Source organism: Bradyrhizobium sp. CCBAU 53415, assembly GCF_028128735.1.
Lineage (GTDB): Bacteria > Pseudomonadota > Alphaproteobacteria > Rhizobiales > Xanthobacteraceae > Bradyrhizobium.
Genome location: NZ_LBJF01000021.1, coordinates 207350 through 234175, shown reverse-complemented (window position 1 = coordinate 234175; position 26826 = coordinate 207350). Strand labels below are relative to the sequence as shown.

Annotated in this window: 25 protein-coding genes and 1 pseudogene; 11 read left to right on the top strand and 15 right to left on the bottom strand. The window is 64.4% G+C overall.

The window, feature by feature from the left end; genetic code table 11:
* Positions 1 to 111: 111 nt before the first annotated feature.
* The 8 genes and pseudogenes from XH87_RS14415 to XH87_RS14380 all read right to left on the bottom strand — a co-directional run bounded on the left by XH87_RS14415 (position 112) and on the right by XH87_RS14380 (position 8107).
* Positions 112 to 1416 carry an HlyD family type I secretion periplasmic adaptor subunit gene (locus tag XH87_RS14415; protein WP_271587795.1) on the bottom strand — a complete coding sequence of 435 codons (1305 nt, stop codon included), beginning with the start codon at positions 1414 to 1416 and terminating at the stop codon, positions 112 to 114.
* Positions 1413 to 3149 carry a type I secretion system permease/ATPase gene (locus XH87_RS14410; RefSeq protein ID WP_271587794.1) on the bottom strand — a complete coding sequence of 579 codons (1737 nt, stop codon included), beginning with the start codon at positions 3147 to 3149 and terminating at the stop codon, positions 1413 to 1415. Before XH87_RS14410 ends, XH87_RS14415 begins: the two co-directional genes overlap by 4 nt.
* A 210-nt stretch (positions 3150 to 3359) precedes the next feature.
* Complete coding sequence (locus XH87_RS14405; RefSeq protein ID WP_271587793.1) at positions 3360 to 4832, bottom strand: alkaline phosphatase PhoX; 1473 nt, start codon at positions 4830 to 4832, stop codon at positions 3360 to 3362.
* Between the two features lie 183 nt (positions 4833 to 5015).
* A pseudogene (locus tag XH87_RS36780) lies at positions 5016 to 5315 on the bottom strand (calcium-binding protein); the annotation flags it as partial.
* Between the two features lie 323 nt (positions 5316 to 5638).
* Positions 5639 to 6316 (bottom strand): hypothetical protein, encoded by a 678-nt coding sequence (locus XH87_RS14395; RefSeq protein ID WP_271587791.1) that lies wholly within the window; start codon positions 6314 to 6316, stop codon positions 5639 to 5641.
* A 211-nt stretch (positions 6317 to 6527) separates the two neighbouring features.
* Positions 6528 to 7010: a transcription elongation factor GreA gene (greA, locus tag XH87_RS14390; protein ID WP_271587790.1), complete on the bottom strand. Its 483-nt coding sequence runs from the start codon at positions 7008 to 7010 to the stop codon at positions 6528 to 6530.
* Between the two features lie 57 nt (positions 7011 to 7067).
* Entirely contained in the window at positions 7068 to 7559 is a 492-nt protein-coding gene (locus tag XH87_RS14385; protein WP_271587789.1) for a hypothetical protein, read from the bottom strand.
* A gap of 209 nt (positions 7560 to 7768) precedes the next feature.
* Positions 7769 to 8107 carry a hypothetical protein gene (locus tag XH87_RS14380; RefSeq protein WP_035713410.1) on the bottom strand — a complete coding sequence of 113 codons (339 nt, stop codon included), beginning with the start codon at positions 8105 to 8107 and terminating at the stop codon, positions 7769 to 7771.
* A 259-nt stretch (positions 8108 to 8366) separates the two neighbouring features.
* Between XH87_RS14380 and XH87_RS14375 the strand changes: the two genes are divergently transcribed.
* Entirely contained in the window at positions 8367 to 8600 is a 234-nt protein-coding gene (locus tag XH87_RS14375) for a DUF3551 domain-containing protein (RefSeq protein WP_035713364.1), read from the top strand.
* Between the two features lie 215 nt (positions 8601 to 8815).
* Here the strand turns inward: XH87_RS14375 and XH87_RS14370 are convergent, their stop codons facing one another.
* From XH87_RS14370 to XH87_RS14360, 3 genes are read right to left on the bottom strand one after another with little or no spacing between them, the layout of a single operon-like run.
* Positions 8816 to 9334, bottom strand: coding sequence for a hypothetical protein (locus XH87_RS14370; RefSeq protein ID WP_271587788.1), 519 nt, complete (start codon positions 9332 to 9334; stop codon positions 8816 to 8818).
* 38 nt (positions 9335 to 9372) lie between these two features.
* Entirely contained in the window at positions 9373 to 10920 is a 1548-nt protein-coding gene (locus tag XH87_RS14365) for an acetolactate synthase large subunit (protein ID WP_158670748.1), read from the bottom strand.
* Positions 10921 to 10966: 46 nt separating this feature from the next.
* Entirely contained in the window at positions 10967 to 11194 is a 228-nt protein-coding gene (locus XH87_RS14360; protein WP_271587787.1) for a hypothetical protein, read from the bottom strand.
* A gap of 87 nt (positions 11195 to 11281) precedes the next feature.
* On the opposite strand from XH87_RS14360, the gene XH87_RS14355 reads away from it, so the two are divergent.
* Complete coding sequence (locus XH87_RS14355; protein WP_035713371.1) at positions 11282 to 11860, top strand: L,D-transpeptidase; 579 nt, start codon at positions 11282 to 11284, stop codon at positions 11858 to 11860.
* A 93-nt stretch (positions 11861 to 11953) separates the two neighbouring features.
* Positions 11954 to 12769 (top strand): DUF2927 domain-containing protein, encoded by an 816-nt coding sequence (locus tag XH87_RS14350; RefSeq protein ID WP_271587786.1) that lies wholly within the window; start codon positions 11954 to 11956, stop codon positions 12767 to 12769.
* Positions 12770 to 12956: 187 nt separating this feature from the next.
* Here XH87_RS14350 and XH87_RS14345 read toward each other — a convergent pair whose 3' ends face one another.
* The gene (locus XH87_RS14345) at positions 12957 to 14081 is read right to left on the bottom strand and encodes a threonine synthase (RefSeq protein WP_271587785.1); all 1125 of its coding nucleotides are present in this window, start codon (positions 14079 to 14081) and stop codon (positions 12957 to 12959) included.
* 385 nt (positions 14082 to 14466) lie between these two features.
* On the opposite strand from XH87_RS14345, the gene XH87_RS14340 reads away from it, so the two are divergent.
* The 4 genes from XH87_RS14340 to XH87_RS14325 all read left to right on the top strand — a co-directional run bounded on the left by XH87_RS14340 (position 14467) and on the right by XH87_RS14325 (position 17993).
* Positions 14467 to 15723 (top strand): GTP cyclohydrolase II, encoded by a 1257-nt coding sequence (locus XH87_RS14340; protein ID WP_271587784.1) that lies wholly within the window; start codon positions 14467 to 14469, stop codon positions 15721 to 15723.
* Between the two features lie 7 nt (positions 15724 to 15730).
* The gene (locus XH87_RS14335; protein WP_271587783.1) at positions 15731 to 16969 is read left to right on the top strand and encodes a URC4/urg3 family protein; all 1239 of its coding nucleotides are present in this window, start codon (positions 15731 to 15733) and stop codon (positions 16967 to 16969) included.
* A gap of 56 nt (positions 16970 to 17025) precedes the next feature.
* On the top strand, positions 17026 to 17655 hold the full coding sequence (gene upp, locus XH87_RS14330) for a uracil phosphoribosyltransferase (protein ID WP_271587782.1): 630 nt from the start codon (positions 17026 to 17028) through the stop codon (positions 17653 to 17655).
* Positions 17656 to 17780: 125 nt separating this feature from the next.
* Entirely contained in the window at positions 17781 to 17993 is a 213-nt protein-coding gene (locus XH87_RS14325; protein ID WP_271587781.1) for a hypothetical protein, read from the top strand.
* An 18-nt stretch (positions 17994 to 18011) separates the two neighbouring features.
* On the opposite strand, the gene XH87_RS14320 is transcribed toward XH87_RS14325, so the two are convergent.
* Positions 18012 to 19124 carry a M48 family metallopeptidase gene (locus tag XH87_RS14320; RefSeq protein WP_271587780.1) on the bottom strand — a complete coding sequence of 371 codons (1113 nt, stop codon included), beginning with the start codon at positions 19122 to 19124 and terminating at the stop codon, positions 18012 to 18014.
* A gap of 3 nt (positions 19125 to 19127) precedes the next feature.
* Positions 19128 to 20282, bottom strand: coding sequence for a YjgN family protein (locus tag XH87_RS14315; protein WP_442868272.1), 1155 nt, complete (start codon positions 20280 to 20282; stop codon positions 19128 to 19130).
* Positions 20283 to 20584: 302 nt separating this feature from the next.
* Here XH87_RS14315 and XH87_RS14310 point away from each other — a divergent pair, with 302 nt between their 5' ends.
* Together XH87_RS14310 and XH87_RS14305 are read left to right on the top strand one after the other, a co-directional pair.
* A complete protein-coding gene (locus XH87_RS14310) occupies positions 20585 to 21850 on the top strand; it encodes a cytochrome P450 (protein WP_271587779.1) in 1266 nt (421 codons plus the stop codon).
* A gap of 68 nt (positions 21851 to 21918) precedes the next feature.
* Positions 21919 to 23193, top strand: a complete 1275-nt coding sequence (locus tag XH87_RS14305; protein WP_271587778.1) for a cytochrome P450 — start codon at positions 21919 to 21921, stop codon at positions 23191 to 23193.
* 297 nt (positions 23194 to 23490) lie between these two features.
* On the opposite strand, the gene XH87_RS14300 is transcribed toward XH87_RS14305, so the two are convergent.
* On the bottom strand, positions 23491 to 24411 hold the full coding sequence (locus tag XH87_RS14300) for a LysR substrate-binding domain-containing protein (RefSeq protein ID WP_271587777.1): 921 nt from the start codon (positions 24409 to 24411) through the stop codon (positions 23491 to 23493).
* A gap of 125 nt (positions 24412 to 24536) precedes the next feature.
* Between XH87_RS14300 and XH87_RS14295 the strand changes: the two genes are divergently transcribed.
* Together XH87_RS14295 and XH87_RS14290 are read left to right on the top strand one after the other, a co-directional pair.
* Positions 24537 to 25706, top strand: a complete 1170-nt coding sequence (locus XH87_RS14295) for an acyl-CoA dehydrogenase family protein (protein WP_158670739.1) — start codon at positions 24537 to 24539, stop codon at positions 25704 to 25706.
* Between the two features lie 9 nt (positions 25707 to 25715).
* The gene (locus XH87_RS14290; RefSeq protein WP_271587776.1) at positions 25716 to 26816 is read left to right on the top strand and encodes a CaiB/BaiF CoA transferase family protein; all 1101 of its coding nucleotides are present in this window, start codon (positions 25716 to 25718) and stop codon (positions 26814 to 26816) included.
* Positions 26817 to 26826: the final 10 nt, after the last annotated feature.

Sequence of the window (26826 nt, the reverse complement as noted above, 5' to 3'; positions counted from 1 at the left end):
GGCTGGCCTTATCCGACCGACAACCTGACGTGGAGCCTCACTACATCTAGTTGCACCAACTTAAGCCTTCGTTATGAAATGGCTTGAGCAGCCGATGTCCGGTGCCCGGCATCAACGCTCGCGGAAGGCCCGGGCAACCTGGTCCAGGAGGGGTTTGGTGAAATACGACAGGATGCTGCGGTCGTAGGTCTTGGCGAAGACTTCCGCCGGCATGCCGGGCACGAGCTTGACATTGCCGAGTCGCGCCAGCTCCTCGGGCAATATCGAGACACGTATGGTGTAGAAATTCTGACCCGTGCGTTGATCCGGCGTCACGTCGGCGGAGATACGGCTGACCTTCCCCTCGATCTCAGGCGTCGTACGCTGATTGAAGGCAGAGAACCGCAGGCTTGCCGATTGACCGACATACAGCTGGTCGATGTCGGCCGGAGCAACCTTGGCTTCCACCATCAACAGGTCGGCTTCCGGCACGATCAGCATGACGGGGTCGGCCGGGCTTACCACGCCGCCGACCGTATGGACGTTGAGTTGATGAACCACGCCGGCCTGCGGAGCGCGTATGTCGACCCGCTTCAGTTGATCTTCGGCCGTCACCTTGCGCTCGATGAATTCGCCGATCTTTCCGTCGATCTCGCGCAACTCCTTCGCAACCTCGCTGCTGAGGTCCTGGTCGATCTGCAGGATCTGCAGCTCGATTTCGGTGACCTTGCCCTGGACTTGTGCCGTGGAGGCGATCGACTGCGCCAGCTCGCCCTTGAGACGCGCGGCTTCGCGCTCCAGGAGGGTCAGACGGCTCATCTGGACCAGATTCTTCTCCCAGAGGCCGCGCACGCCGATCAGCTCGCGCTGAATCAATTCGATCTCTTCCGCCTTGGCCTGCTGCAAGGCGCCGTAGCCGCGGATTTCATCCTCGAGCTGCGCGATGCGCTGGCGAAGCTGGGATTTCTGGCCGCGACGCGCGGCGGCGCGCAGCTCGAACAGCTTGCGTTCGCTGCCGAGCGCGGCGGCGAACTCCGTAGATGCGTTATCCAGCAGTTCCTGCGGAACGACGAGATGGTCGGCCCCGTCTCGTTCGCTGGCAAGACGAGCCTTGCGGGCGCGCATCTCGTCCAGTCCCTTCGTATAGATGGCGAGGCCGGCACGCAGCGCGGTTTCGTCGAGCCGCACCAATGTTTCACCGGCACGGACATGGTCGCCCTCGCGAACCATCAGCTCTCCAACGATACCGCCGGTGAGATGCTGGACTTTCTTGACGTTGGAGTCGACGACGACCGATCCAGCGGCGGTGACCGCTCCCGACAGCTCGGTCGTAGCAGCCCAGCCACCGATCCCTCCGGTCAATACTGCCGCCAGAATGACGCCGGCAAGCAGATGATGGCGCATGCTGCGATCTTCGCCCTGTATCGCGGTGGTCATGTGGATGCGGCTGGTTGAGGGACAACGACCTTGAATGGCGCGGCAGGCGGCCCGGCTTCCCGCCTCGCCAGCAGCGACTGCACTTCCTCCTTGGGCCCGAAGGCCTGCTGCCGGCCATGGAACATCGTCATCACGAAGTCCACGGCAGCCAGCGCGCTGGAGCGATGAGCGACGATGACGACGACACCGCCTCGGGCCCGAACGGCGAGAATTGCGCGCGTCAACGCCTCTTCGCCCTCGATATCCAGATTGGAATTGGGTTCGTCGAGCACGACCAGGAAAGGATCGCCATACAGCGCCCGCGCGAGCGCCACGCGCTGTCTTTGGCCCGCCGACAACAGTGCGCCCTGTTCGCCGATCTGGGTGTTGTATCCATCGGGCAGGCTGACGATGAGCTGATGGACGCCGGCGGCGTCGGCAGCGGCAAGGACCTGCTCCATCGAAGCATCGGGCGCAAACCGTGCAATGTTCTCGGCGATGGTCCCCTCGAACAATTCGACGTCCTGAGGCAGGTATCCGATGTGATTTCCCAGTGCGTCAGGCGACCATTGCTCGAGCGATGCACCGTCGAGCCGGATGACGCCGCGTGACGGCCGCCATGCGCCGACAAGGGCGCGCACCAGCGAGGATTTTCCCGAGCCGCTGGCGCCGACGATGCCGAGCCCGCTGCCTGCCTTCAGGTGAAAGCTGACATCGGCAACCAGGAGCTTTTCCGATCCAGGGGCCGTGACGGACAACTTGTCCACGACGAGGAGCCGTTCCGGCGGCCGCAAAGGCAGTTTGTCGGCGGACGCCGGCAACGCCGACATCAGCCCGGTGAGGCGCTGCCAGCTTTGGGCCGCGGCGATGAAGTTCTTCCAGTTGCCGATCGTGACATCCACGGGTGCAAGTGCGCGACCCGTCAGGATGGAGCTGGCAATGATGATTCCGCCGGATGCTTCCTGTCGGATGACGAGATAGGCCCCGACGCCGAGCACGGCCGATTGCAGCATCATGCGCAGCATCCGTCCTGTGACCCCGAAGCCTCCCGAGATATCGTTGGCGATCCTCTGCTGCCTGCGATGAGCATCGCCAAGCTTGCGCCATCGCTCCAGAAACCGGGACGACATCGACATTGCGATCAGGACTTCCGCGTTGCGACGACTGGCTTCGGCAAGGCGGTTGCGTGCAGCGGCATAGCTCGACGCCTTCCGGACGGATTGCCGCGACAAGCGATCGGTGACCAGCGTCAACATCACCAGCACGAGTGCACCGCCGAGCGCCGTCGCGCCGATCAGCGGATGGAAAGCAAAGCAGATGGCGAGGTAGAACGGCAACCAGGGCAGATCGAACAGGGCAGGCAGACCGGGGCCCGACATCACAGATCGAACGGTGTCGACGTCGCGAACCGGCTGCAGTCCGTCCCCACCGCCACGTGTGCGAAGCGGAAGGCGAACCACCAGATCGTAGATGCGGTCACCGATGCGCCAGTCGATCTGGTTTCCGATGCGAACCAGCATTCGGCCGCGAACCACTTCCAGTGTGCCCTGAAAGACGAACAGCAAGGCCGCAATGATCGTCAGGCCCGCCAGCGTGGATACGCTGCGGCCTGGCAGGACGCGATCATAGACCTCCAGCATGTAGAGGGAGCCGGTCAGGCTGAGGATATTGATCAATCCGCTGAACGCTGCGATGCCCACAAGGGCCGTGCGGCACGATCGAAGGGCGGCCCGCAGCTCCGATCCTGCATCCATGGAAACGCCTGCTTGCGTAGCCAACATCACACGCAATTACTCCGCGGCTTTCGATGAGGTGATTGTCTCGAACCGACCGCCCTTCAGCGAAGCAGCAATGAAACTGCTCCTCACTGTCGATGATTCATGACGGCCGTTTGACGGCAGCGGAGGTGCCGGACGGGAGTCCGGCACCTCCGCTTGAGCAATGTCCCGGTCGGGCGACTCGCGTCAGACGAGATATTGGTGGATCAGCTGCAGCTGGCCGCCTTCGACGAGCTCGCCTCCCACATTGAGGTGAGACTGGGTGTCGATCAGATAGACGTTTTCCCCGGCGTTACCGAGGATATGCGTGACGTCGATGACGCCCGATGCCTCTTCGTCCTGGGTCAGGAAGTTTGCACCTCCCGTAACGAAGCGGCTCGCATCGTGCTGGGCAAGCTGTGTGAGCGCGTCGGTCGCAGGATCGTATTGCCAGACCTTGCCGAGGTGGGCGTTGTTGCCGACGTCCTCGCAAAGAATGAGCTTGCCGTGGGAATCGACGGTGATGTTGTCGAGCATCTGCTGACCTTCGCTGCCGTTGAGCAGCAGCTTGATGGTGCCGCCAAGCTCGGGATGCGACGCGTCGGTGAAGTCCAGCGCCCAGAGCTGGCTCGGCGCGTTGAATGCATTCGTCGTCACGAAGTAGAAGCGGTTGGGGTTGAGCGTATCCCATGCGCCGTCCTCCGGCCGCAGGAAGCTCGTCACGCCGGCAGTTTCGCTGTCCGCGTCGATTTGCGCACCGGTCTTGCCGCTGACGTCGCCGAGATCAATCATGGTGAAGGCGGACTTCTCGTCGGCACCCAGCGGACTGGTGCTGCTCGGCGCATTGTTCGCGGACCCTTCGAGCTCGCTGACGTGAATTCCGAGCAGATGGCCTCCGGTCAGCCCGGCCTTTTCGACGGCGTTACCGGTCGACTGCTTGGTGCCGGAATAGAAGTAGACTTGGCCGTTCTGGCCGTCATCCATCATGGCGACGACGGTCTTGTCCCCGGTGTGCGCATTGGCGACCACGTTCTCATAGGCCATGTTGCCGAGCCAGGCCAGCTCGTAGCTGTTGCCGTCCTGGGGGCCGCCGACAACGTGAGCAAAGGCCCGTCCCTCGACGCCCCCCTCTTCGCCGTTGAGATACAGCCTGCCGTCGAAGCCGAGCCCGGTCTGCGCATTGTAGAACGCGCCCGAATCGGCCAGGTCTGCCGAACAGAAGCGGTTGAACGTCACCGGGCTGTTGCCGGCGTTGTGGTCGACATAGGTGCCGCCCTCATACATCCAGACATCGTGGATGAGGTCCTTGCCCGAGACGACCTGCAGCGTCGTCTTGTCAATGACCCACTCCGACACGAACGAGCCGGTGCCGCCATGCGCCCGGACAATTCCGGCCGTTCCGGGAAGCTCCTGGTTCATCAGGACGGTGAAGGTGCCGTCGCCGTTGTCGAACGCGCCGAGACCGTCGGGAATGCCGGCCATCCGGTATCCGTTCACGCTGTCGCCGGTCGTCAGCAGCGACTCGGTATAGACGTGGGAATCGCTGCTGAGCAGGTAGGGCGTCTGCGAGCTCGACACGCCCTTCACCTCATTGGACAGAATGAACTGCTCGGCGTGAAGATCGGAAATGCGGGCATGCTCGATGATCAGCGCGTCGCCATTGCCGAGATTGATCTGCACGTCATGACCGACCTGGCGCGCGGAATTGACGAGCGTCTGAAAGGAAGGAATGTTGAAATCGCGGACGTCGATGCGATCGCCGGCGTCAAGATGCTCGATCGTGTCCACGCCCATGCCCTTGCGAAGCAGGAACTTGTCGTTGCCCTCATCGCCGCTCAGATGATCCCTGCCCGCGCCGCCAAGGAGCAGATCCCGGCCGCGGCCGCCATGCAGGTCGTCATTGCCATCGCCGCCGATCAGGGCATCATTGCCGCTTTCGCCGAACAGCGTATCGTTTCCCTTGCCGCCGTCGATCCAATCATTGCCGCGGCCGCCGAAAACGATGTCATTGCCGAGGCCGGCGACGATCGTATCATTGCCGCCGAAGCCAAGGATGATGTCGCTGTGGCCCGACCCCGGAATGGCGTCGTCTCCGTTGGTTCCGAATTTGATCTTCTTGAACGGACCGACGTGGCGATGATCGCCGTGGTGATGGTGCGACATGCTCTTGCTCCCTGGCTGTGTGGCTTGGTACTGGCACGAGCGATCCGTTAACCAACGGCTGTGACGTTGACGCGACATCGATATGAATGGGCCATGCCTGCGCTGGGCTCGAATTGATTGTTCGGCGGCTCGTTCGGGCACGGGTTTGCCCTGGTCGAGGCCGAGGCCGCACAAGCGCAGTGGCGCAAGCTCGCCGACCAACTCCGCCCCAGGCTACTCGGCGACCGTCGGCACGGCACGCACCGCAAGGACTGGATTGCTTCGCTTACGCCCTCGCTCTTCGAGCTATGGCGGACAAGCCGCCCGCAATGCCGGAGCAAGCCTCAAGCGACCCGCTCCGCCCGCCAGGCCGCGCAGAGGCCGACCAGGGTGCCGATAGCAACCAGCGCTGCCGCGAGCAGCAGCTGCAATTGCCCATCGTCGGTGGCGCCCACCGACGACACGAGCCTGGTCACGATGACGAACAACACGCCGACCGAGGCCGCCGCGCCCAGGCAAAGATGGACGAACTCTCGCGTCAGGTTGCCGCCGAGAAGTCCGAGTGCCGTGAAATACATCGCACAGGCGTTGGGATGAACGAACAAGGCAACGCGCGCATATGGACCGTAGGCGTGAAGAAGGGACTCACACCGGCTCAGCGCCGCTTTCGAGGCAACCCGCTGCAAGAACGGTCTGAAAAAACGAGCCTGTCCGTAACTCAAGACGGCGCCGACGATGATGGCCAGCCACGCCATGACGAAAACGAAGGCATCGGCAGGCTTCGGGTTGAGCGCCACGGACATCAAGATCAGGGCCGTTCCGGGAAAATAGCCGAAATACGGAAAGACCGACTCCATGAGCACGCAGGCGAACATGAAGACCAGAAACCATGACGAACCGGTCGCACCCTGGACAATGGCGTTCAAGTCGAAGAGGTTCGTCCTGTACAGGACGAGGTACATGCACATGGCCAGGCCAGCCAGCGCATAAAACGGCACCGCTCCCGCCAGAAACCGTCTCATCCGACCATCGAGCCTTGTTTGGCGGACTTGGCGGCGACCATCACACGGCAACCGAAACGCATGGCGAGCCGCATTCCGGCGCGACTGCTCTGCTTCCGTCGTGCTTCAGGTATCATGGTCTCCATTCCAGACAGGTGTGGCGCGATCGACATCAGGCAGATTCGCCTTCGTGCTTCAACGGTCGTTTGCGCGTGATCCTCGCCCTGCGCTCCTACGCGATCGACAGAATTTCGATCTCCTGCGCGCCTGAGCCGACGACGTCTCCGACAGCCTTTCCCATCAGCGACCTCGCAACCGGCGAGACGAACGAGATTGAGCCGGCCTTCGGATCGGCTTCGTCCTCGCCGACGATGCGATAGGTCTGCACGCGGCCATCGGTGCGGCTGAACGTGACCGTGCAGCCGAAGGCGACGACGTCGGTCGAGGCCGGATCGGGCATGACCTGCGCCGTGCGTAAGCGTTCGGTGAGATAGCGGACATCGCGCAGTGGCACCGCCGACTGTCGCCGCTTCTCGTTGACATCCTCGATGGCTTGCGCGGCTTCATAGGCCCCGCGCGCTTCGGCAAGCTGCGTCTGCAACGCCTTGAAGCCTGCCTCCGTCACGAGGTTCGGATGCGGCGAGATCGGGCGATCCGGCAACAGCGTCTCGGACGCGGTTTCGGCGCTTTCTTCCTTGGTGAAGGCGACGCTCAATTGAATATCCTGTCGAGCTGTTTCGATGGCGGCGCCGTGCGCCGCCGATCGCCGAGACTATATCTCAAGTTCGACGAAACGGCGGAGCTTGAAGACGAGGTCCGGCACGGCCTGGCGGAACCGGGTTGCATTCTGGAAACTGGTCGAGAACGGCGCGAAGGTGAGCATGGCGTTCCAGTGCCGGTATCCATAGACCGTGACCGAGACGCCAGAGTTCGGGAAGTTTTCCAGCTTGCGCAGCTCGCCGAGCACGAGATCGGCGATCGCCTCCGCCGGCAGCAGGCGCTTGCCGTCCCGCGTGGTCGCGATCTGCGCAGGCGGCTCGGCCGGTTTCATGGCAGCCGGCGCGGCATCGGGCGCGTTCCCGGCTTTGGCCGCTGCCGGATCGAAGCCGGACGTCTCGACCGGCTCCGCCGCATCCGCCGGCACAATCGGCGGAACCTCGGCGAGCGGCGGCGGTGCAACATTGTCCGCGTCTGCGCGCTTGTTGCCTCCCAGGATGCTGCTGATCATGGCCACAAGGCCAGCATCCCTCACCTCGTCACTCATCGTTTCCCCCGGCTTCGGTCTACTCTAGCACTGCTCTCGCAGACCGCCACCGCGGATGTGGGGCCGGAAGCCGCCCGGCCAAGACCGTTTTCCAAGACCGATTTCCAAGACCTGTTACCAAGACCTGTTACCTAGACCGTAGTTCAAGTCCGCCTCTCGATGGCACCGGGGGCATGACGTTCGATCACGTCGCGCCGCCGTGCGATCCGCTACCGCTTATCGAACGGAATATATTGCTGGTACTGCTTCGGCACTGAGCTGCGGTAGCGCGCAGGCACGGTGCCGGTGTCGATCGAATGATCGATCTCCTGCTGCCGGGTCATCTTCTTCTTCGCCGGCTTCTTCGACGCGCTCTTCTTGGCATCGGTCGGTTGGCTGGAGCTGTCGGTGGTTGCGCCTGGCGCGGTCGTCGTCGCAGCCGGCGCAGCGTTTGTCGCGGCAGGCGCCGCAGTTCCTGCGGTAGCGGGTGCGCCCTGCGCCAGGGCGAGCGGCATTTGCATGATGAGCACCAGCGCGGCCGTCGCAGCCAGCAAATATGACTTCTGCATCAGAACCTCCAAAATGCCTGATCCGAATGAGACAAGCCTAGTCCCGCGGGATCGAGGCGTGCAAGTTCGTTGAATAGCCCGGAACCCATGCGCGAACTGTGGTGGAGGTCACATTGTTCGCCACAGGCTGCGTCATGATGTGCCTCATCTCGAACGCATCGCGCCATGCCGACACCAACACTGCATGACCGTGCGTCGGACAGGCCACGGGGAACGGCAAGGCATGGTCGTTCCACCCCACGCTCGAAAGGAGACTGAAATGCGTCGCACCATCCTCACGCTTGCATCGTTCGCAACTTTGATCGCCGCGTCATTGTCCGCAGCACCGGCCCAGGCCGCCAACGACAGATATTGCCTGCAAGGCCGCAGCTGGGGCTATCCCGGCAACTGCCAGTTCGCCAGCTACCAGCAATGTGCCGCCACCGCCTCCGGCACCTCGGCCTATTGCGGCATCAACCCGCGCTACGCCTACTCGCAGCCTTACCATTACTGACGGTGTGTGCCGAGGACTTGGTGTGCTGAGGACTTGGTGTGCTGAGGACTTGGCGGCGTGCGCGACGATAGCGCATGCCGCGCTCCTCTAATGCGCGATGCGATCAGGATGAATCGTCTTCGCGCTTTGGGTTGTTGCTTAAGCATGATCTCCGCGCAAACGCGTTCCGCGTTTGTCGCGAGGGAAAATCGCTGCGCACTTTTCCGGATCATGCTTTAGACGCGAGCTCCGAGGCCGGCCTCCTCCAGCCGCGTCGCGAACCAGCGCGACAGCGCCTCATTGGCGAGGCCAGAGACATAGACCTCCGACATCGTCACTTGGTGCCTGTCCAGCACCAGCAGCACGCCGATCCAGTACGGAAACCAGACGTGCACGTCGGTCAGCGCCCGCAGCTTGTGCTCGTCGTGCTCCAGCGGCGTATGGTTGCTTGCCTTGCGGATCTCCACGGCGAGCAGGTTGTTCGGGATCTCGCGCTGATGCACGACGACATCGGGGTAGATCGACTTGCCGAGATGGTCGTCGGTCGAGATGATGGTGCCGTGCGGCAGATGCAGCGTGCGCTCGCCGAGCCGGTCGTAATTGCAGTCGACCGACCAGCCCGAAAACTGCTTTTCCAGATGCACGGCGAAGCGGTGCGTGACCGCCCGCTCGCCGATGTCCTTCTCGAACAGGAAACCCTCGTGGGCGTAGAAGTCCTGGAGCGCCGCGATCACCTTGTTCAGCTCGGTCTGCATCGTGCCTCCGGGCTCGCGGCGCTCTGTCTGGTGACGTCCTACATCTGGACTTCGATCAGCCGCGGCCCGGGCTCGGCGACCGCTTCGGCCAGCGCCTTGTTGAACTCGTCGGCATTGGTGACGGCGCGGCCGGGCACGCCCATGCCCTTGGCCAGCGCGACAAAATCGAGTGTCGGACGATCGAGCCTGAGCATGTCGTTGGCGCGCTGGCCGGGCTCGCCAGCGCCGACATTGTCGAACTCGCCGCGCAGGATCTGGTAGATGCGGTTGGCAAACACGATGGTGACGATGTCGAGGTTCTCGCGCGCCTGCGTCCACAGCGACTGGATCGTGTACATCGCGCTGCCGTCCCCGACCATGGTGATGACCTTGCGATCGGGGCAGGCGATCGCAGCGCCGATCGACAGCGGCGTGGAGAAGCCGATCGAGCCGCCCATGTTCTGGAGCCAGTCGTGCGGGGCGGCGGCCGCGGTCGGCGGAAAGAAGCCGCGGCCGGTGGTCAGGGATTCGTCGACCATGATCGCGTTCTCGGGGATCGCACAGGCGATCGCCTGCGCGATCGAGGCAAAGGTGAGCGCGCCGGTCGGCTTGACCAGCTCCTGCAGAGCCTGCGGCTTGACGTCCTTTGCGCTGGCCTTCACCGCGCCGGCGAGCGCCTCCAGCGCCGCGACCGAATTCTCGCCCCAGGAGGTCATGCGATGGACCTCGCAGCCCTGGGGCTTGAGCATGCTCGGCTTGTTCGGATAGGCGAAGAAGGCCACGGGATCGTCGGACTCGACCAACACGATGTGACGGAACTTTGCCAGCATCGGCAGCGCGTTCTCGATGACGTAGTGGATGCGGTCGATCGAGAAGCGGCCGCGGCCGCGCGCCATCTTCGGGCGGAAGGTCGGGCCCATCACGGTGCAGCCGGTCTTGTTGGCGATGCGTTCGGCCAGTGCCAGGCCCTGCTCGCTGAGCGCGCTGCCGGTCATCAGGAGCAGCGTGCCCTCGCCGTCACCGTGCAGGATCTTGGCGGCCTGCTCAACCGCCTGCGGCGAATAGCTCGCGCGCTGCTGCTCGGCGGGAACCTCGGCGATGCCGTCGGCCTCGTTCCAGGCGGTGTCGGCGGGCAGGATCAGGGTCGCGATCTGCGGCGGCGCGCTTCTGGCGGCAGCAATCGCCGCGGCGCCGTCGGCGGCGACCGATTTGGCATCCGGCGAGGTGCGGACCCAGGACGACATCGGCCGGGCCAGGCCCTCGATGTCGGAGGTCAGCGGCGCGTTGTAGCCGATGTGGTAGACGGCATGCTGGCCGACGATGTTGACGATGCCGGAATTCGCCTTCTTGGCATTGTGCAGATTGGCAAGGCCGTTGGCGAGGCCGGGGCCGAGATGCAGCAGGGTCGAGGCCGGCGTGCCCTTCATGCGGAAATAGCCGTCGGCGGCGCCTGTCACCACGCCTTCGAACAGGCCGAGCACGCAGCGCATGCCGGGCACGCGGTCGAGCGCTGCGACAAAATGCATCTCGGAGGTGCCTGGGTTGGTGAAACAGACGTCCACCCCACCCTTGACCATCGTCCGCACCAGGCTTTCCGCACCGTTCATCCCAAAGCTCCCGTAACCGGCCATGTCCAGATATCCGTCCGATCAATCATTGTTCGCGCCTCCCGTCAAAGCAATAGCCGCCGTCGCCGCCCTGCCCCGCGCGACGATGCGCCGGTTTGGCTAATGCCCCGTTCCGATGGAAACGGAACGGGGCATCAGATTCATGTTTTGACGCGTTTTCCTGATGCGAACCGGTATCCACTTCGCTTGAAAACGCTCCAATGCCTTTCGGCAAATCGTGGTTGCCGATTTGGTAACGCCGATCGTCAAGCATGGCATCCCTCACGGGCCCGTGGCTTGCAGAATGCCCGCAAATATGGCCTGTGGCGTTCATTGAATCGATTTCTTGCTGGGGGAGACAATGATCCGGTTTTTTGCCGCGCCGATTGCCGCCATCGCACTGCTGTCGGCCACCGCCGGCGGCGCGTTCGCCGAAGAGTTCGACACGCGCGACATCATGGGCGGCGGTCCCAATTTCTTCCGTTCCGGCGTCAATCCGATCCCCCGCACCACCGTCATGTATAACGGCAATTACGCCCCCGGCACGATCGTGGTGAACACGAGCGAGCGTCGGCTCTACCTGGTGCTCCAGAACGGCCAGGCGCTGCGCTACGGCATCGGTGTCGGCCGCGACGGCTTCCGCTGGGGCGGAGTGCACAAGATCACGGCCAAGAAGGAATGGCCGGACTGGACGCCGCCGTCGCAGATGCTGGCCCGCCGGCCCGACCTGCCGCGCCACATGAAGGGTGGCATCGAGAACCCACTCGGGGCGCGCGCGATGTATCTGGGTTCGACGCTCTACCGCATCCACGGCTCCAACGAGCCGGAGACGATCGGCCAGGCGGTCTCCTCGGGCTGCTTCCGCATGACCAATGACGATGTCACCGATCTCTATGGCCGCGTCTCGGTCGGTACCACCGTGGTGGTGCTGAACAACTAGCGATACCGGGGCGCTCGAACGCGGCGGAACCCGCAGGGCGCGTGAATTTGCGGACTTGTGCGCGCCGCGTGAATACGGCAGCGTTGGGCAACGATGAGCGCATTGACTCCGTCCTCGCCTGCCCTTCGCTTCACCCTATTGGCGCTCGCCGCGCTCGCATTGGTGCCTGACACCGCCCCCATGGCTGCCGCGGGCGAACTGCCCGCGATCTCCTCGCGCCAGCGCGCCGAGAAGAAGAGCTTCACCGACGGCGAGATCATCGAAGGTTTCCTGAAGACGGCATTCGGTGCCGAATATCACCTCGCCGGCCGCGTCGACCGCATTCGCAAGTTCGACGGGCCGGTGCGCGTGTTCGCCGAGAGCGACCGCGCCGACCGCAAGACGCAGCTCGCGAAAGTCGTGGCCGACATCGCCCACCGGGTGCAGCATCTCGACATCGCCATGATCGACACCAACGAAGCGGCGAATGTGCGGGTGAAGCTGGTGCGCGACCGCGACCTCTACCGCACCCTCACCAGCTTCTACGGGGCCGAGAAGGCGCGCGAGATCCGCACCTCGCTCGACCCGCAATGCCTGTCCGGCTTCCGCAAGAACGACAATTTCGAGATCGAGCATTCCGACGTCATCCTCACCGTCGACAACGGCGATTTCGTCTTCCTCGACTGCGCCTATGAGGAACTGCTGCAATCGCTCGGACCGATCAACGACACCGCGAGCGTGCCCTGGACCATGTTCAACGACAACGTCTCGATGGGCTATTTCGACGTCTATGACCAGTACATCCTCAATCTGCTGTACGATCCCCGCATCAAGGCGGGCATGACCGTCCAGGAGGTCAAGGCGGTGCTGCCCGCCGTGCTCAAGGACGTGCGGGCGTGGGTGAAGCAGGTGAATGACCTGAAGGAGTGAGGTGTTGCTTACCCTCCCCTCGAGGGGGAGGGTCGGCTCACATTTGAGCGCAGCGAAAATGTGAGACGGGGTGGGGTGACAGTCTCTCCACCGAAGCGATGCCCGAGTGGAGAGATCACCCCACCCCGCTCGCGCTGCGCGCGATCGACCCTCCCCCTCCAGGGGAGGGTAAGCGCAGCATCCACCTCTACTGCACGAGATCGGCCACCGTCGTCGCGGCCTTGAGGCCCGTGCCGGTGAGAACCGCCACCGTGGTCTCGTTCGCCTTGATGGCGCCAACGGCTGCGAGCTTGTCCAGCGCGGCCGCCGCGCTGGCGCTGGTCGGCTCGGCGAACAGGCCCTGGCGCGCGAGGCGGCGCAGGGCGGCAACGATCTCATCCTCGCTGAGCGCGACGGTACCGCCACCGCTCTCGCGCAAGGCGCCGATGATCTCGCGCAGGCGCAGGGGATTCTTGATCGCGGTGCCTTCGGCGATGGTCTTGTGCACCTCGCGCGCGACGGGCGTATCGACGCCGGCCTTGAAGCTCGCATCGATGGGCGAGCAGTTCAGCGGCTGCGCCGCGAACAGCCGCGGCAGCCTTGCGATCTGGCCCGCGCTCAACAGCTCGCGGAATCCGAAGGCGCAGCCGAGCAGGCTGCTGCCGGCGCCGACGGGAACGATGACGTTGTCGGGTGCGCGAAAGCCGAGGTCCTCCCAGATCTCATAGGCCAGCGACTTGGTGCCTTCGAGGAAGAACGGCTGCCAATTGTGGCTGGCGTAGAAGGTCTGGTGCGACTGGCGGATGGCTTCAGCCTCCGACTCCTCGCGCGGCCCTTCGACGAGCTGCACCGCGGCGCCATAGGCGCGCACCTGCGCGATCTTGGCCGGCGAGGTCGAGGCGGGGGCCAGAATCTTCACCCGCATGCCACCGGCGGCCCCTAAGCCCGCCATCGACGAGCCGCCATTGCCGGAGGAGTCCTCCAGAATGGCGCTCACACCAATCTGCCGCAGGAAGGACAACATCACCGCCGAGCCGCGGTCCTTGAAGCTGCCGGTCGGGTTGAACCATTCGAGCTTGAAGAAGGGGCGCAGGTCGCCCCAGTCCTGCTGGACCAGCGGCGTGCAGCCCTCGCCGAGCGTGATCGGATTTGCGATCTCGACCGGCAGCGCCGCGCGGTAGCGCCAGAGCGAGCGCGTGCGGGGCTCGATGTCCTCCCCTGAGATCCCCGCCCCCGGCGTCACCAGCAGCGGCGTCCGCTCGTCCGAGCACCAGCGCGGCTGGTCGAGGGGATAGAGCTTTCCGTTGCGGGGATCGATGTAGCTGGCGGGCATGGGGGGTCTCCGAGACATGGACAATCTGCGATTGGGCCGATGACACGTTTAGTCCGGGATTCGACGCTGGCCGAGCGAAAGGATGCAGACCCCCTTGAAAGCATAAAAATTATAAATACTTCAATCGCTTAAGAAGATCACGCCGGCGGAGCGACGAGCTCGGCCAGCGCGAGGGCCTGGCACTGAAGGCGAGTTCTGCGGGCCCGTCGATGACGGGAATTTGGTCGCAAGCGGCCCTGCTCGCCTGGCACGATTAACTTGTCTGTCGCGGCCTGCCGCTACAATATGTTGGATTGAGCTTGCGCCGCCGTTGTTCCGCGACAGGCAACGCAAGCGAGCCAGGCCCGTCCGAGCGGCGGGCCGTTGGCTTTTTGGGAGCCTGGACATGAGCCGTGCCAACCGTACCGACCACATCCGCCTGACCTCCCACCCGGAGCCGGGCAGGAAGGCCGCCTTTCCGATCCACTGGGGCGCCACTGAGGCGCGCGGCCGCGGACCGATCATCGGCACGGTGTCGCGCGCCGGGGATCGCAACGTGATCGGCAGCCATGGCGGGTCCTATGCGATGTACCGCGCGCTCGCCGTCTCCGCCGGCGCACTCGATCCGATTCGCAGGCCCGACCTCACCAACACGTTTCCCGCCGCGACCATCGGGCCGTTCCCGCAATGGAGCGATCCCACCAAGATCGTCGCGCTCGATCCCTGGGGGCACCTCGTCGCGGAAAACTTCCGCCAGGAGATCGCCGAGGGCGCCGACATCCGCCCGAGCATCGCGGTGACGCGGGCGCGGCTCGACCTGCCGGAGATCCGCGAGGCGCTGGCCGCAAAACGCCTGCGCGCCGACGGCGAGGTCGTGCATGCCAATGGCAGCGTTTCCGTGGTGAAGATCGCGATCGATCCGGTCTGGTACCTGCCCGGCCTTGCGACGCGCTTCGGCACCAGCGAGACCGAGCTGCGGCGCACGCTGTTCGAGCAGACCGCCGGCATGTTCCCCGAGCTCGTGACGCGGCCGGACATGAAGGTGTTCCTGCCGCCGATCGGCGGCACCACCGTCTACCTGTTCGGCGATGTGACAAAACTGCCGGACCATCGCACCAGGATCACCTGCCGCGTGCATGACGAGTGCAACGGCTCCGACGTGTTCGGCTCCGATATCTGCACCTGCCGGCCCTATCTGATCCACGGCATCGAGGAATCGGCGCGCGGTGCACAGGAGGGCGGGCTTGGACTGGTCGTCTACAACCGGAAAGAGGGCCGCGCGCTCGGCGAGGTCACCAAATTCCTGGTCTACAACGCGCGCAAGCGCCAGGAGGACGGTGATGCCGCCGCGGCGTATTTCGAGCGCACCGAATGCGTCGCCGGCGTGCAAGATGCGCGCTTCCAGCAATTGATGCCCGATACGATCCACTGGCTCGGCTTGACCCGCATCGACCGCTTCCTGTCGATGAGCGACATGAAATACGACGCGCTGACCTCGCAGGGCATCGACATCGTCGAGCGCGTGCCGATCCCGCCGGAGCTCATTCCCGCCGACGCCTATGTCGAGATCGCCGCGAAGAAGGCGGCCGGCTACTACTCGACCGACATCGCGCCGGAAAAGGACGTGAACGGCGTGGTCGGGCGTTCGCTGGAAAAATACTGATCGCGCGATGTCGGACTCTTTGGAACGAGAGGCACGCTCGCTGCTCACCGCAAGCGCGGTCCGCGCGCGAGCGGGGCATATGCTTGAGATCGGCCTCGCCGGTGGGCTCAATCATTTCACGGTCGATCTCGACCGCATGGACCGCGTCGCGGAAGCCGTGCTCGCGGTGACGCGAAAGGCCTATCCGGCGCTGGACGTTCCCTTTCATGCGCGCTGGCGGCATTTTGTGCTTGGCGGCGTCGATCGCTGGGCGCGGCTTGCCGACACTCCCTTGTGGCCGGACCGCGCGGCGCGGGCGCGTGCTGAATTCGACCTCGCGATCGTCAGCGTCCTGCTCGATGCCGGCGCAGGTGCGGCGTGGCGATACTATGATGACGTGACGGGAGCAAACATAGGCCGATCCGAGGGGCTCGCCATCGCGAGCCTCGACATGTTCAGAAACGGACTGTTCTCCGGCGATGCGCGTGCACCGTTCAGGGCCGATGCGGATGTGCTCGCGCAATTGCCCCTAGCCTCCCTTACCTCTGCGTTTCAAGCCAACGAGGCGAACCCTCTGCTCGGTCTCGAAGGGCGCGCCGATCTGCTGCGGCGCCTAGGCCACCACGTTGCAAATTACCCTGAGATTTTTGCCCGGCACGAAGCCCCGCGGCCGGGAGGGCTATTCGATTACATTGCAGCTCGAGCCGTCAGTGGCACTATTCCCGCGCCCACCATTCTCGCTGCCGTGCTGAACGAGCTTGGGCCGATCTGGCCCTCGCGGCTCGAACTCGCAGGCATTCCGCTCGGCGATTGCTGGCACCATCCGGCCATCAAAGCGAACGACTCAACGGAGGGCCTCGTGCCGCTGCACAAGCTGTCGCAGTGGCTGAGCTATTCGCTGATCGAGCCGCTCCAGCGCGCCGGCTTCAAAGTGACGGACATCGACGGCCTCACGGGGCTTGCCGAATATCGCAATGGCGGCCTGTTCGTCGATCACGAGGTGCTGCGGTTGCGCGATGCCGCGGACGCCGAGCGCGCGCATGCGGTGGATTCCCTGCTCGTCGTGGAATGGCGCGCGCTGACGGTTGCGCTGCTCGACAGGCTGGCGGAACTGGTTCGCGCCAAGCTCGGCCGCACGCCCGAGACCTTGCCGCTCGCCAGCATTCTGGAAGGCGGCACCTGGGCCGCAGGCCGCACCATTGCCTTCTCGCGCCGCCCCGATGGCTCGCCACCGCTGAAGGTGATCAGCGACGGCACGGTTTTTTAATTCCTCCTTCGCAGCATGGTCCGTTGCGCATTGATGAATTTCAGGAGCATCCCGTCATGGAAGGCGTCACGATCGTCGATCATCCGCTGGTGCAGCACAAGCTGACCCTGGTGCGGGACAAGTCCATCTCGACAAAATCGTTCAGGGAGCTGATCAAGGAGATCGGCATGCTGCTCTGCTACGAGGTGACACGCGATTTGCCGCTCGCTGACACCGTCATCGAAACGCCGCTGGCGACGATGCATTCGGCCAAGATCGCCGGCAAGAAGCTGGTGTTCGTGCCGATGCTGCGCGCCGGCACAACCTTCGTCGACGGCATGATGGATTTGGTGCCGACCGCGCGCGTCGCGCATATCGGCCTCTACCGCGAACCGCACAGCTTTGCCGCGGTGGAGTATTTCTTCAAATCGCCGTCCGATCTCGGCGAGCGCCTCGCCATCGTGGTGACGCCGGTGGTCGCCACCGCCAACACGGCCGTGGCCGCCATCGACCGGCTGAAGGAGCGCGGCGCCAGGGACATCCGCCTCGCCTGCCTGATCGCAGCTCCCGAAGGCCTCGAACGGCTGCGCGGCCTGCATCCGGACGTGCCGATCTGGACCGCGGCGATGGACGAAGGCCTCGACGAGAACGGCTTCATCCTGCCAGGCCTGGGCGACGCCGGCGATCGCGCTTACGGGACGCGGTAAGCGCTGCACGCACCTATATTGTTCGAGCATGATCTTTTCGGAATGCCGCTGCACACTTTTCCGGGTCATGCCTTGGGAACAGCTTCCATCGCGCAATGTTCTCCTGCATGGCGATGGAGAGCACGATGACCTATCAGGATGACGGCCGCAGGGCCGACAGAGCACGCCGCAACAGCCCGGTCGGCTGGGCGGTCGGCGCGATCTTCGTGATCGCCGTGATCGCGGCCGTTTTCTTCTACAATGGGCGCCAGGTGGGGCCACAGACCACGACCTCCGATCCGAATACGGCGCCGAACGTCACCACCGGATCGAATCCACCTGCTGCACCTGCGAAGTGATGCGCTGAGCGCGGGCCGTCACACCTTCCCGCTGCCGCAAACCAGCTTCAGCGACTGCCACTCCTTGTCCGTCAGCAGCGGCGGGCCGGAGGCCGGTCGATCTTCCCTGGTCATGCGCGCGAGGCGGTCCTCGGTCAGCGGGTGGCTGGCGAGGATCGTCGTCAACGTCGAGCCGCCTTCCTTGCCGGTGATGCGGAACATCAGCTCGGCCGCAGGCTTCGGCGAGCGGCCGAGCTCGTGCATGATCTCGATCGCGAAGGTGTCGGCGGCGGTCTCGGCCTCGCGCGAATAGGAGGCCTCGACCACGCTGCGCGAGGCGAAGATCACGGCGGATGAGCCGGTGACGTCGCCGAACAAGAGGCCGATCAGGAACGAGGTGCCGCCGTTGTAGATCAGCCCGCGCATGTTGTCGTAATGCTTGAGATGGCCGAGCTCGTGGGCGAGGATGCCGGCGAGTTCGTCGGGGCTTTCGGCCTTGTCGAGCAGGCCTTTCAACACGAACACCTTGCCGCCCGGCAGCGCGAAGGCATTGGGCACCGAGGTCGGCAGCACGCCGGCCGTCATGGAATCGTCGTCGAGGCCGGCGGCATCGCGCAGGCGGTTGACAAGCTTGATGAACGCGGCCTTGCCCGCGGGGTCTTCGCAGACGCTGCGGCCGAAGATGGTCTTCATCTGGACTTCGGCGGCATCGCCAATGCGCCGCTCGACCGGCTTCGGCACCAGCGGCGCGAGACGATCCGCGGCGAGCGGCACGCCAAACAGCACGACGCAGACGATGGAGACGGCGGCAGCCACCGACCAGCCCACGATCTTTGCGATACCGCGGCGCGTGGTCTGGTGGTCGTCGAGGTGCAGGCATCGTGCCGTCACATCCGCGGCCAGCGCCGCGTCGCGGATCTCGAGCCGTGCCAGAGGCGAACCGGTCGTGCAGGCAAGGCGCAAAACGCCGGTCGGGCCGTCGGCGCGGCGGATGTCGGCATGGGCCCAGCGAGCGAGCGCTTTGCCGTCCTCGGCGATCTCGAGCGCATCGCTGAATGTCAGCATCACCTGACGCCTGCGGCTCGATACGCCGTCGAAGAAGATCGTCGGCTTGGCGGACTGCGCCGGGGCTTCGATGGACACGTCACTCACAACTCAAAATCCTGCAACGTCGAGCCCATCGGCAAAGCCTTCTCCGAGCGCGCTGGCAAGCTGACCGCTGCCGCGCACGTCCGCCGCGGCCGCGACGTTGTACACCTCGACGGTTTCCAGCACCTTCGCCCAGAGATCGCGCTGGAGATAGACGCGCATGACGATGTTGACCGCAAGTGCCACGGCGAAATAGCCGACGACCATCGCCACCAGCATCGGGATGCTCCCGGCACCATTTTCGGGCCCGAACACCTGCTCGGCGGGAAGGCCAGTCAACCGGACGACGAGCATGGTGGCCCCGCCGAGATAGGCGGCGAAGATCATCGAGAGCAGCGTCCACCAGCCGATCACCTTCCAGTACAGGCCGTAGAACGCGTCGTGCGGCAGTTCCGAGGACAGGCTGACGCCGCCGATGCGGATGCCGTCGAGCCACCAGCGCCATTCGCGCGCCTTGAACTCGGCGTAGAAGAACGGGGCAAGCGGGAAGATGACGAGCGCGACCGGGCTCAGCAGCCACAGCCACCAGCCGCGCTTGAAGAAGGTCCAGCCGTCGCCTTCGAAATCGCCGGAGAGATCGCCGTAATGGGTGTGCTGCATCTTGTAGCGTTCGAGCGCGGCTTCGCGCCACGGCAGCGCCAGGCCGAGCGTCAGGAACACGAGCAAACCCCACAGCATGGCGCGGAGCGAATAGGCCCAGCCCGAGCCGTCCATCCAGAACCGCACGCCTCGCCACACCGTGCGCGTCAGGCGATAACGCCGCGCACGAAAAATTGCGAACTGGCCAAAGGCGTAAAAGGCGAGGAACAGCGGCGCCGAGGCAAAGCCCTGCCAGCGCTCGAACTCGATGCCAACAAGGAAATACGCGAGATAGATCGGCACCAGGATCGCGAGCGCGAACAGGAAGCCGACCAAAAGCTCCTTGGCCCGTCCGGTGTACTCGGCGGCATCGCCGTCGATCGCGGTGTGCGTCCACAGATGACGGCGGATGTCGGTGACCAGCCAGAACCGGTAGAAGCCCAAGGTGACGAGTTCGAGCACGGCACCCTTGGTGACCAGTTTGCGGAACTCGGGACGGTTGCCGGTGAAATCGACCCGCGTGGGCGGCAGCGGTGGAGGTAAGGGTTCGGAGCCAATGGGGGTCCATTGCATGTTGTTCACGGCAGCAACCTCGGGGTGCGGATCTGTTCCGATCAAACTATAGATCAGAGGTTGGTCGGTCCCCAAGATGGGCGGGTTCGATTTACCTCGATTCCAGTCGGTTTCTTGCACGATTCTCCACCGCGCGGCGTGCCGGAGGTCACGTTCGCGTGCCGGCGTGACGGCCGTTCGACGCTCTCGCGAAAGTTGGATGTGGCAAAACTCTCCCTTGCCCCGGCGCAGACAACCGGCTGTAATTGCAAACCAAATACCGCAGCGCAGAATTCAACGAGAACGCGCGGTTCATGCCAGGGAGAACGGCCATGCATGGGACCATCGAGAGCGCGGCGAAGCTCGACGCGCTTCGTGCGCGCGCCACGTCACTGCCGCTGGAGCAGTTCGATCCGGGCGATCCGGAGTTGTTCAGGACCGATACGTTCTGGCCCTATTTCGATCGCCTGCGCCGCGAGGATCCCGTGCACTATTGCAGGAATTCGATGTTCGGGCCGTATTGGTCGGTGACGCGCTACAACGACATCATGGAGATCGAGACCAACCATGCGGTGTTCTCCTCGGCCTCCGCGCTCGGCGGCATCACCATCCGCGACATCGATCCGGACTTGCGTCGCGAGAGCTTCATCTCGATGGACCCGCCGCGCCACGCCGCCCAGCGCAAGACCGTGGCGCCGATGTTCACGCCGACGCACCTGGATAATCTCGCGATCAACATCCGCAAGCGCTCGGCCGAGTGCCTGGACAACCTGCCTCGCGGCGAGATGTTCGACTGGGTCGACCGCGTCTCGATCGAGCTGACCACGCAGATGCTGGCGGTGCTGTTCGACTTCCCCTGGGAGGACCGCCGCAAGCTGACGCGCTGGTCGGACATTGCCACCACCATTCCCGGCCCCGATGGCCTCGTCGCCACCGAGGACGAGCGGATGGCCGAGCTGACGGAATGCGCGGCCTATTTCTCGCGTCTCTGGAAGGAGCGCATCGAACAGCCGCCGAAGAGCGATCTCTTGTCGATGATGGCGCATGGCACCGCCACGCGCGACATGGACGCCAGGAACTTCCTCGGCAATCTCATCCTTTTGATCGTCGGCGGCAACGACACCACCCGCAACACCATGTCGGGCTCGCTTCTCGCGCTGAGTCAGCATCCGGAGCAGTATCGCAAGCTGCGCGAGAACCCTGATCTGCTCGACAGCTTCGTACCCGAGGTGATCCGCTGGCAAACGCCGCTCGCGCATATGCGGCGCACGGCGCTCTCGGATTTCGAATTCCGCGGCAAGCAGATCAAGAAGGGTGACAAGGTCGTGATGTGGTACGTCTCGGGCAACCGCGACGAGGAGGCGATCGAAAAGCCCTATGATTTCATCATCGATCGCGCCCGCCCGCGTACGCATCTGTCCTTCGGCTTCGGCATCCACCGCTGCGTGGGCCTGCGGCTTGCCGAACTCCAGCTCAAGATTATTTGGGAAGAAATTCTCAGGCGTTTCGACCATATTGATGTGGTCGGCGAGCCCAGGCGGGTCTATTCGAGCTTCGTGAAGGGACTTGAGACCTTGCCCGTGAAGATCGCGGCGTGAACGAAGAACTCCCCCTCTCCCCGCTTGCGGGGAGAGGCGAAAGAAGAGAACCAACTGGAGCCACGACCATGAACATCCAAGCGCCGGTTAAAGTGGACAAGGCCGAACGCATGCGCAGGGCGCGCGAGGAGGCCTATGCGACGCCACTGGCGCAATTCCACCCCGGCGCGCCCAGGCTATTCCAGGACGACACGCTGTGGCCATGGTTCGAGCGGCTTCGCAAGGAAGAGCCGGTGCACTACTGCACCAACGCGCCGATCGAGCCCTATTGGTCGGTGGTGAAGTACAACGACATCATGCATGTCGACACCAATCACGGCATCTTCTCTTCAGATTCGAAGCTCGGCGGCATCTCGATCCGCGACGTGCCGGAAGGCTACGACTATCCAAGCTTCATCGCGATGGACCAGCCCCGGCATTCGGCGCAGCGCAAGACGGTGTCGCCGATGTTCACCCCTCAGCATCTGGACGAGCTGGCGAGATTGATCCGGCAGCGCTCGCAGACCGTGCTGGACAATCTGCCGCGCAACGAGACCTTCAACTTCGTCGAGCGCGTCTCGATCGAGCTGACGACGCAGATGCTGGCGACGCTGTTCGACTTCCCCTGGGAGGAACGGCGCAAGCTGACGCGCTGGTCCGACGTCTCGACCGCGCTGCCCAAGAGCGGCATCGTCGCCTCCGCCGAGGAGCGCCGCCGCGAGATGGACGAGTGCTACGCCTACATGTCGAAGCTTTGGAACGAGCGCGTCAACTCCGAGCCGCGCAACGACCTGCTGTCGCTGATGGCGCACAACGAAGCCACGCGCCACATGGACCCCGACAACCTCATGGGCAACATCATCCTGCTCATCGTCGGCGGCAACGACACCACGCGCAACACCATGACCGGCTCGGTGCTGGCGCTGAACGAGAATCCCGAGCAATACGACAAGCTGCGTGCCAACCCGGCGCTGATCGATTCCATGGTGCCGGAAGTGATCCGCTGGCAGACGCCGCTTGCGCATATGCGGCGCACTGCATTGCAGGACACCGAGATCGGCGGCAAGCACATCAGGAAAGGCGACCGCGTCGTGATGTGGTACGTCTCCGGCAACCGCGACGAGGAGATGTTCGAGAAGCCGAACGAGTTCATCATCGACCGCCCGCGCCCGCGCACCCATCTCTCCTTCGGCTTCGGAATCCACCGCTGCGTCGGCATGCGCCTCGCCGAATTGCAACTGCGGATCGTCTGGGAGGAAATGCTGAAGCGGTTCGACCGCATCGAGGTGGTCGGCGAGCCGAAGCGGATCTATTCCAGCTTCATCAAGGGATATGAATCGCTGCCGGTAAGGATCCCGGGGTAGACGCGCTCTATCCTCCGTCACTGCGAGTGACGGCATTTTGTTCGCTGTGTCCCGGACGCGACGCAGCGCGTAGCGGTGCGGCGCAGAGCCGGGACCCAACAGCAAGCGACGGCCTCGCTGCGACATGGGCCCCGGCTCTGCAGCGCATCACGCCGGACGATGCTTCGCATCGCCGGGCGTGCTGCGCTGCGTCCGGGCACGAGAGCCGGGGGCCCCAGCTATAAAATTCCGGCATGACAGGTCGCGCCAGATGCGAAGGCAAGTCGGCGGCTGACTGTCCTACGAACACAAGCGCATCTAACTCAATTTGATGTCCCACACCCCGTCCTTGCGGCAGGCGGCGACCTCCTCGCGCAGAAGCGCGGTGATGGCGAGCGAGGCCGTCGAGGCCGGGCGATCGATCGGAGAGGCAAAGATGAGCTCGCGCGTCATCGGCCTGGATACGACCGCGGTTTCCAGCCGCCCGTCCGCGACCTCGCCGTGGACCGAGGACGGCGGCAGCAGCGCGAAACCGAGCCCCTCCTCGACGAGGCTGGTCAGCACGCGGAAGGAATCCGCCTCGAGCTGGACGTTGAGCTTGATCTTGCGCTGGGCTGCCGCGTGCTCGATCAGGGCGCGGAGGCCGTGGGAATGACTGGGCAGCACCAGGCGCTGGCGCAGCAGCCAGCCGACGTCGACGCTCTTCTTGCGCGCCAGCCCACAGCCGCGCGGGCCGACCGCGACGATGTTGTCGCGCCCCAGGCTCTGCATATTGAGATGCAGGTCGGCCGAGCGGCCGTAGAGGATGGCGAGGTCCATCTCGCCGCGATGCAGCCATTCGACCAGATGGCCGCTGTAGCTCTCGACGATGCGCAGCGAGATGCCGGGAAAATTCTCGACGCAGCGCCGCGCAAAGCGCGCCGACAGCACGCAGCTCACGGTCGGAACCAGGCCGAGCACGACCTGGCCCGACGGCGGCCCCTTGGCCGACTGAATGTCGTCGCGGATCTGGTCGATCTGCCGCACGATGCCGGAGGTGCGCGCGAGCAGAAGCCGGCCGGCCTCGGTCAGCACCATGCCGCGGCCGTTGCGGGTGAACAGATCGGTGCGCAGCTCGTGTTCCAGGAGCTTGATCTGGCGGCTCAGCGCCGGCTGCGCCACGCGCAGCGTGTCGGAGGCCTTGGAGAGGCTGCCGAGCTCCGCCACGCAACTGAAGGTCCTGAGCTGCCGGAAATCCATGCTTGCCAATCCTGGAAGGCTACTCCATACGCTATAGCAAATGAGCATAGGGGGCTGGCGTTGTTTTCACAACGCCAGGGGACTGACCGGCGTTATCTTAACTGCCGCCAAGAACTGGAAACGCCATGAGTCAAGAACACCACACCGAAGATTACGCCGACATTCGCGACGCCGTCGCAAAGCTCTGCGCGCAGTTTCCCGGCGAATATTGGCGCAAGCTCGATCGCGAGATGGCCTACCCCAAGGCCTTCGTCGATGCGCTGACCGAGGCCGGCTATCTCTCGGTGCTGATCCCCGAGGAATATGGCGGCGCCGGCCTGAAGCTTTCTGCGGCCGCCGCGATCCTGGAAGAGATCCAGCGCGCGGGCTGCAACGGCGGCGGCTGCCACGCTCAGATGTACACGATGGGAACGGTGCTGCGGCACGGCAATGCCGAGCAGAAGGCCAAATATCTGCCGAAGATCGCGAGCGGCGAGTTGCGGCTGCAGGCGTTCGGCGTCACCGAGCCGACCAGCGGCACCGATACCTCCTCGCTGAAGACTTTCGCGCGCAAGGACGGCAACGACAGCTACATCGTCAACGGCCAGAAGATCTGGACCAGCCGCGCCGAGCATTCCGACCTGATGGTGCTGCTGGCGCGCACCACGCCGAAGGAGCAGGTCAAGAAGCGCACGGACGGCCTTTCGGTGTTCATCGTGGACATGCGCGAGGCCAAGGGCAATGGCCTCGAGATCCGCCCGATCCGCACCATGATGAACCACGCCACGACAGAGGTGTTCTTTACCGACATGAAGGTGCCGGCGGAGAACCTGATCGGCGAGGAAGGCAAGGGTTTCCGCTACATCCTCTCCGGCATGAATGCCGAGCGCATCCTGATCGCCGCCGAATGCGTCGGCGACGCCAAATGGTTCATTGCCAAGGCCACGAACTACGCCAAGGAGCGCAGCGTTTTCGGCCGGCCGATCGGCCAGAACCAGGGCATCCAGTTCCCGATCGCCAAGGCCTATGCCTCGATGCGCGCGGCCGAGCTGATGGTGAAGGAAGCCACGCGCAAATACGAGGCCGGCCTCGACTGCGGCGCCGAGGCCAACATGGCCAAGATGCTGGCAGCGGATGCATCCTGGGAAGCGGCGAACGCCTGCATCCAGACCCATGGCGGCTTCGGCTTTGCCGAGGAATACGACGTCGAGCGCAAGTTCCGCGAGACGCGGCTGTACCAGGTGGCACCGATCTCGACCAACCTCGTGCTCTCCTTCGTCGCCGAGCACGTGCTCGGCATGCCGCGCTCGTACTGAGGTCACATCATGGGAGCACTTGACGGGATCAGGGTGATTGCGGTCGAGCAGGCGGTCGCGGCGCCGTTCTGCTCCTCGCGCCTGGCCGATGCCGGCGCCGAGGTGATCAAGATCGAGCGGCCCGAAGGCGATTTTGCCCGCGGCTATGACGCGGCGGCCAAGGGCCAGAGCAGCTATTTCGTCTGGCTCAACCGCGGCAAGCAATCGGCGGTGGTCGACCTTGCAACGAAAGAAGGCCGCGCCGAGCTGGAGAAGCTGATCGCCAGCGCCGACGTGCTGATCCAGAACCTCAAGCCCGGCTCGATGGACAAGCTCGGCTTCTCGCGCGAGCGGCTGCTGAAGGACTATCCGAGGCTGATCTCGTGCACCATCACTGGCTACGGCGACGAAGGGCCCTATGCGCACCGCAAGGCCTATGATCTGCTGATCCAGGCCGAGAGCGGGCTTGCCTCGATCACCGGCAATCCCGATGGCGCTTCGCGCGTCGGCATGTCGATCGTCGACGTCGCCACGGGCGCGACCGCGCATGCGGCGATCCTGGAGGCGCTGATCGCGCGCGGGCGCACCGGCAAGGGCGCCGACATTCGCATCTCGATGTTCGACGTGATGGCGGACTGGTGCACCGTGCCGCTGCTCAACGCCGAGGCCGGCAATCCGCCCAGGCGCATGGGCCTGCGCCACCCCTCGATCGCTCCTTACGGCGTGTTTACCTCGAAGGATGGCAAGGACATCCTGATCTCGATCCAGAGCGAGCGCGAGTGGAAGACGCTGTGCGCGAAGGTGCTGGACCAGCCGGATCTGCCGTCCGATCCGCGCGTCGCCAACATGGTCGAGCGCGTGCGCAACCGGGACTTCACCGACAAGACGGTCGCGGACATCTTCGGCAAGATGACGCGCGACGAGCTCTTGAAGCGGCTGTCGGATGCCGACATTGCGTTTGCCGAGGTGAACACCATGGCCGATCTTGCCAACCATCCGCATCTGCGCCGGATCGAGGTCGACACGCCGAACGGCCGCGTCAGCTATCCCGCGCCGGCACCGATCATCGTCGGCGAGACACGCTCTTACGGCCCGGTGCCCGCCATCGGCGAACGTCCCCAGTCCAGATAACAAGAGCGAG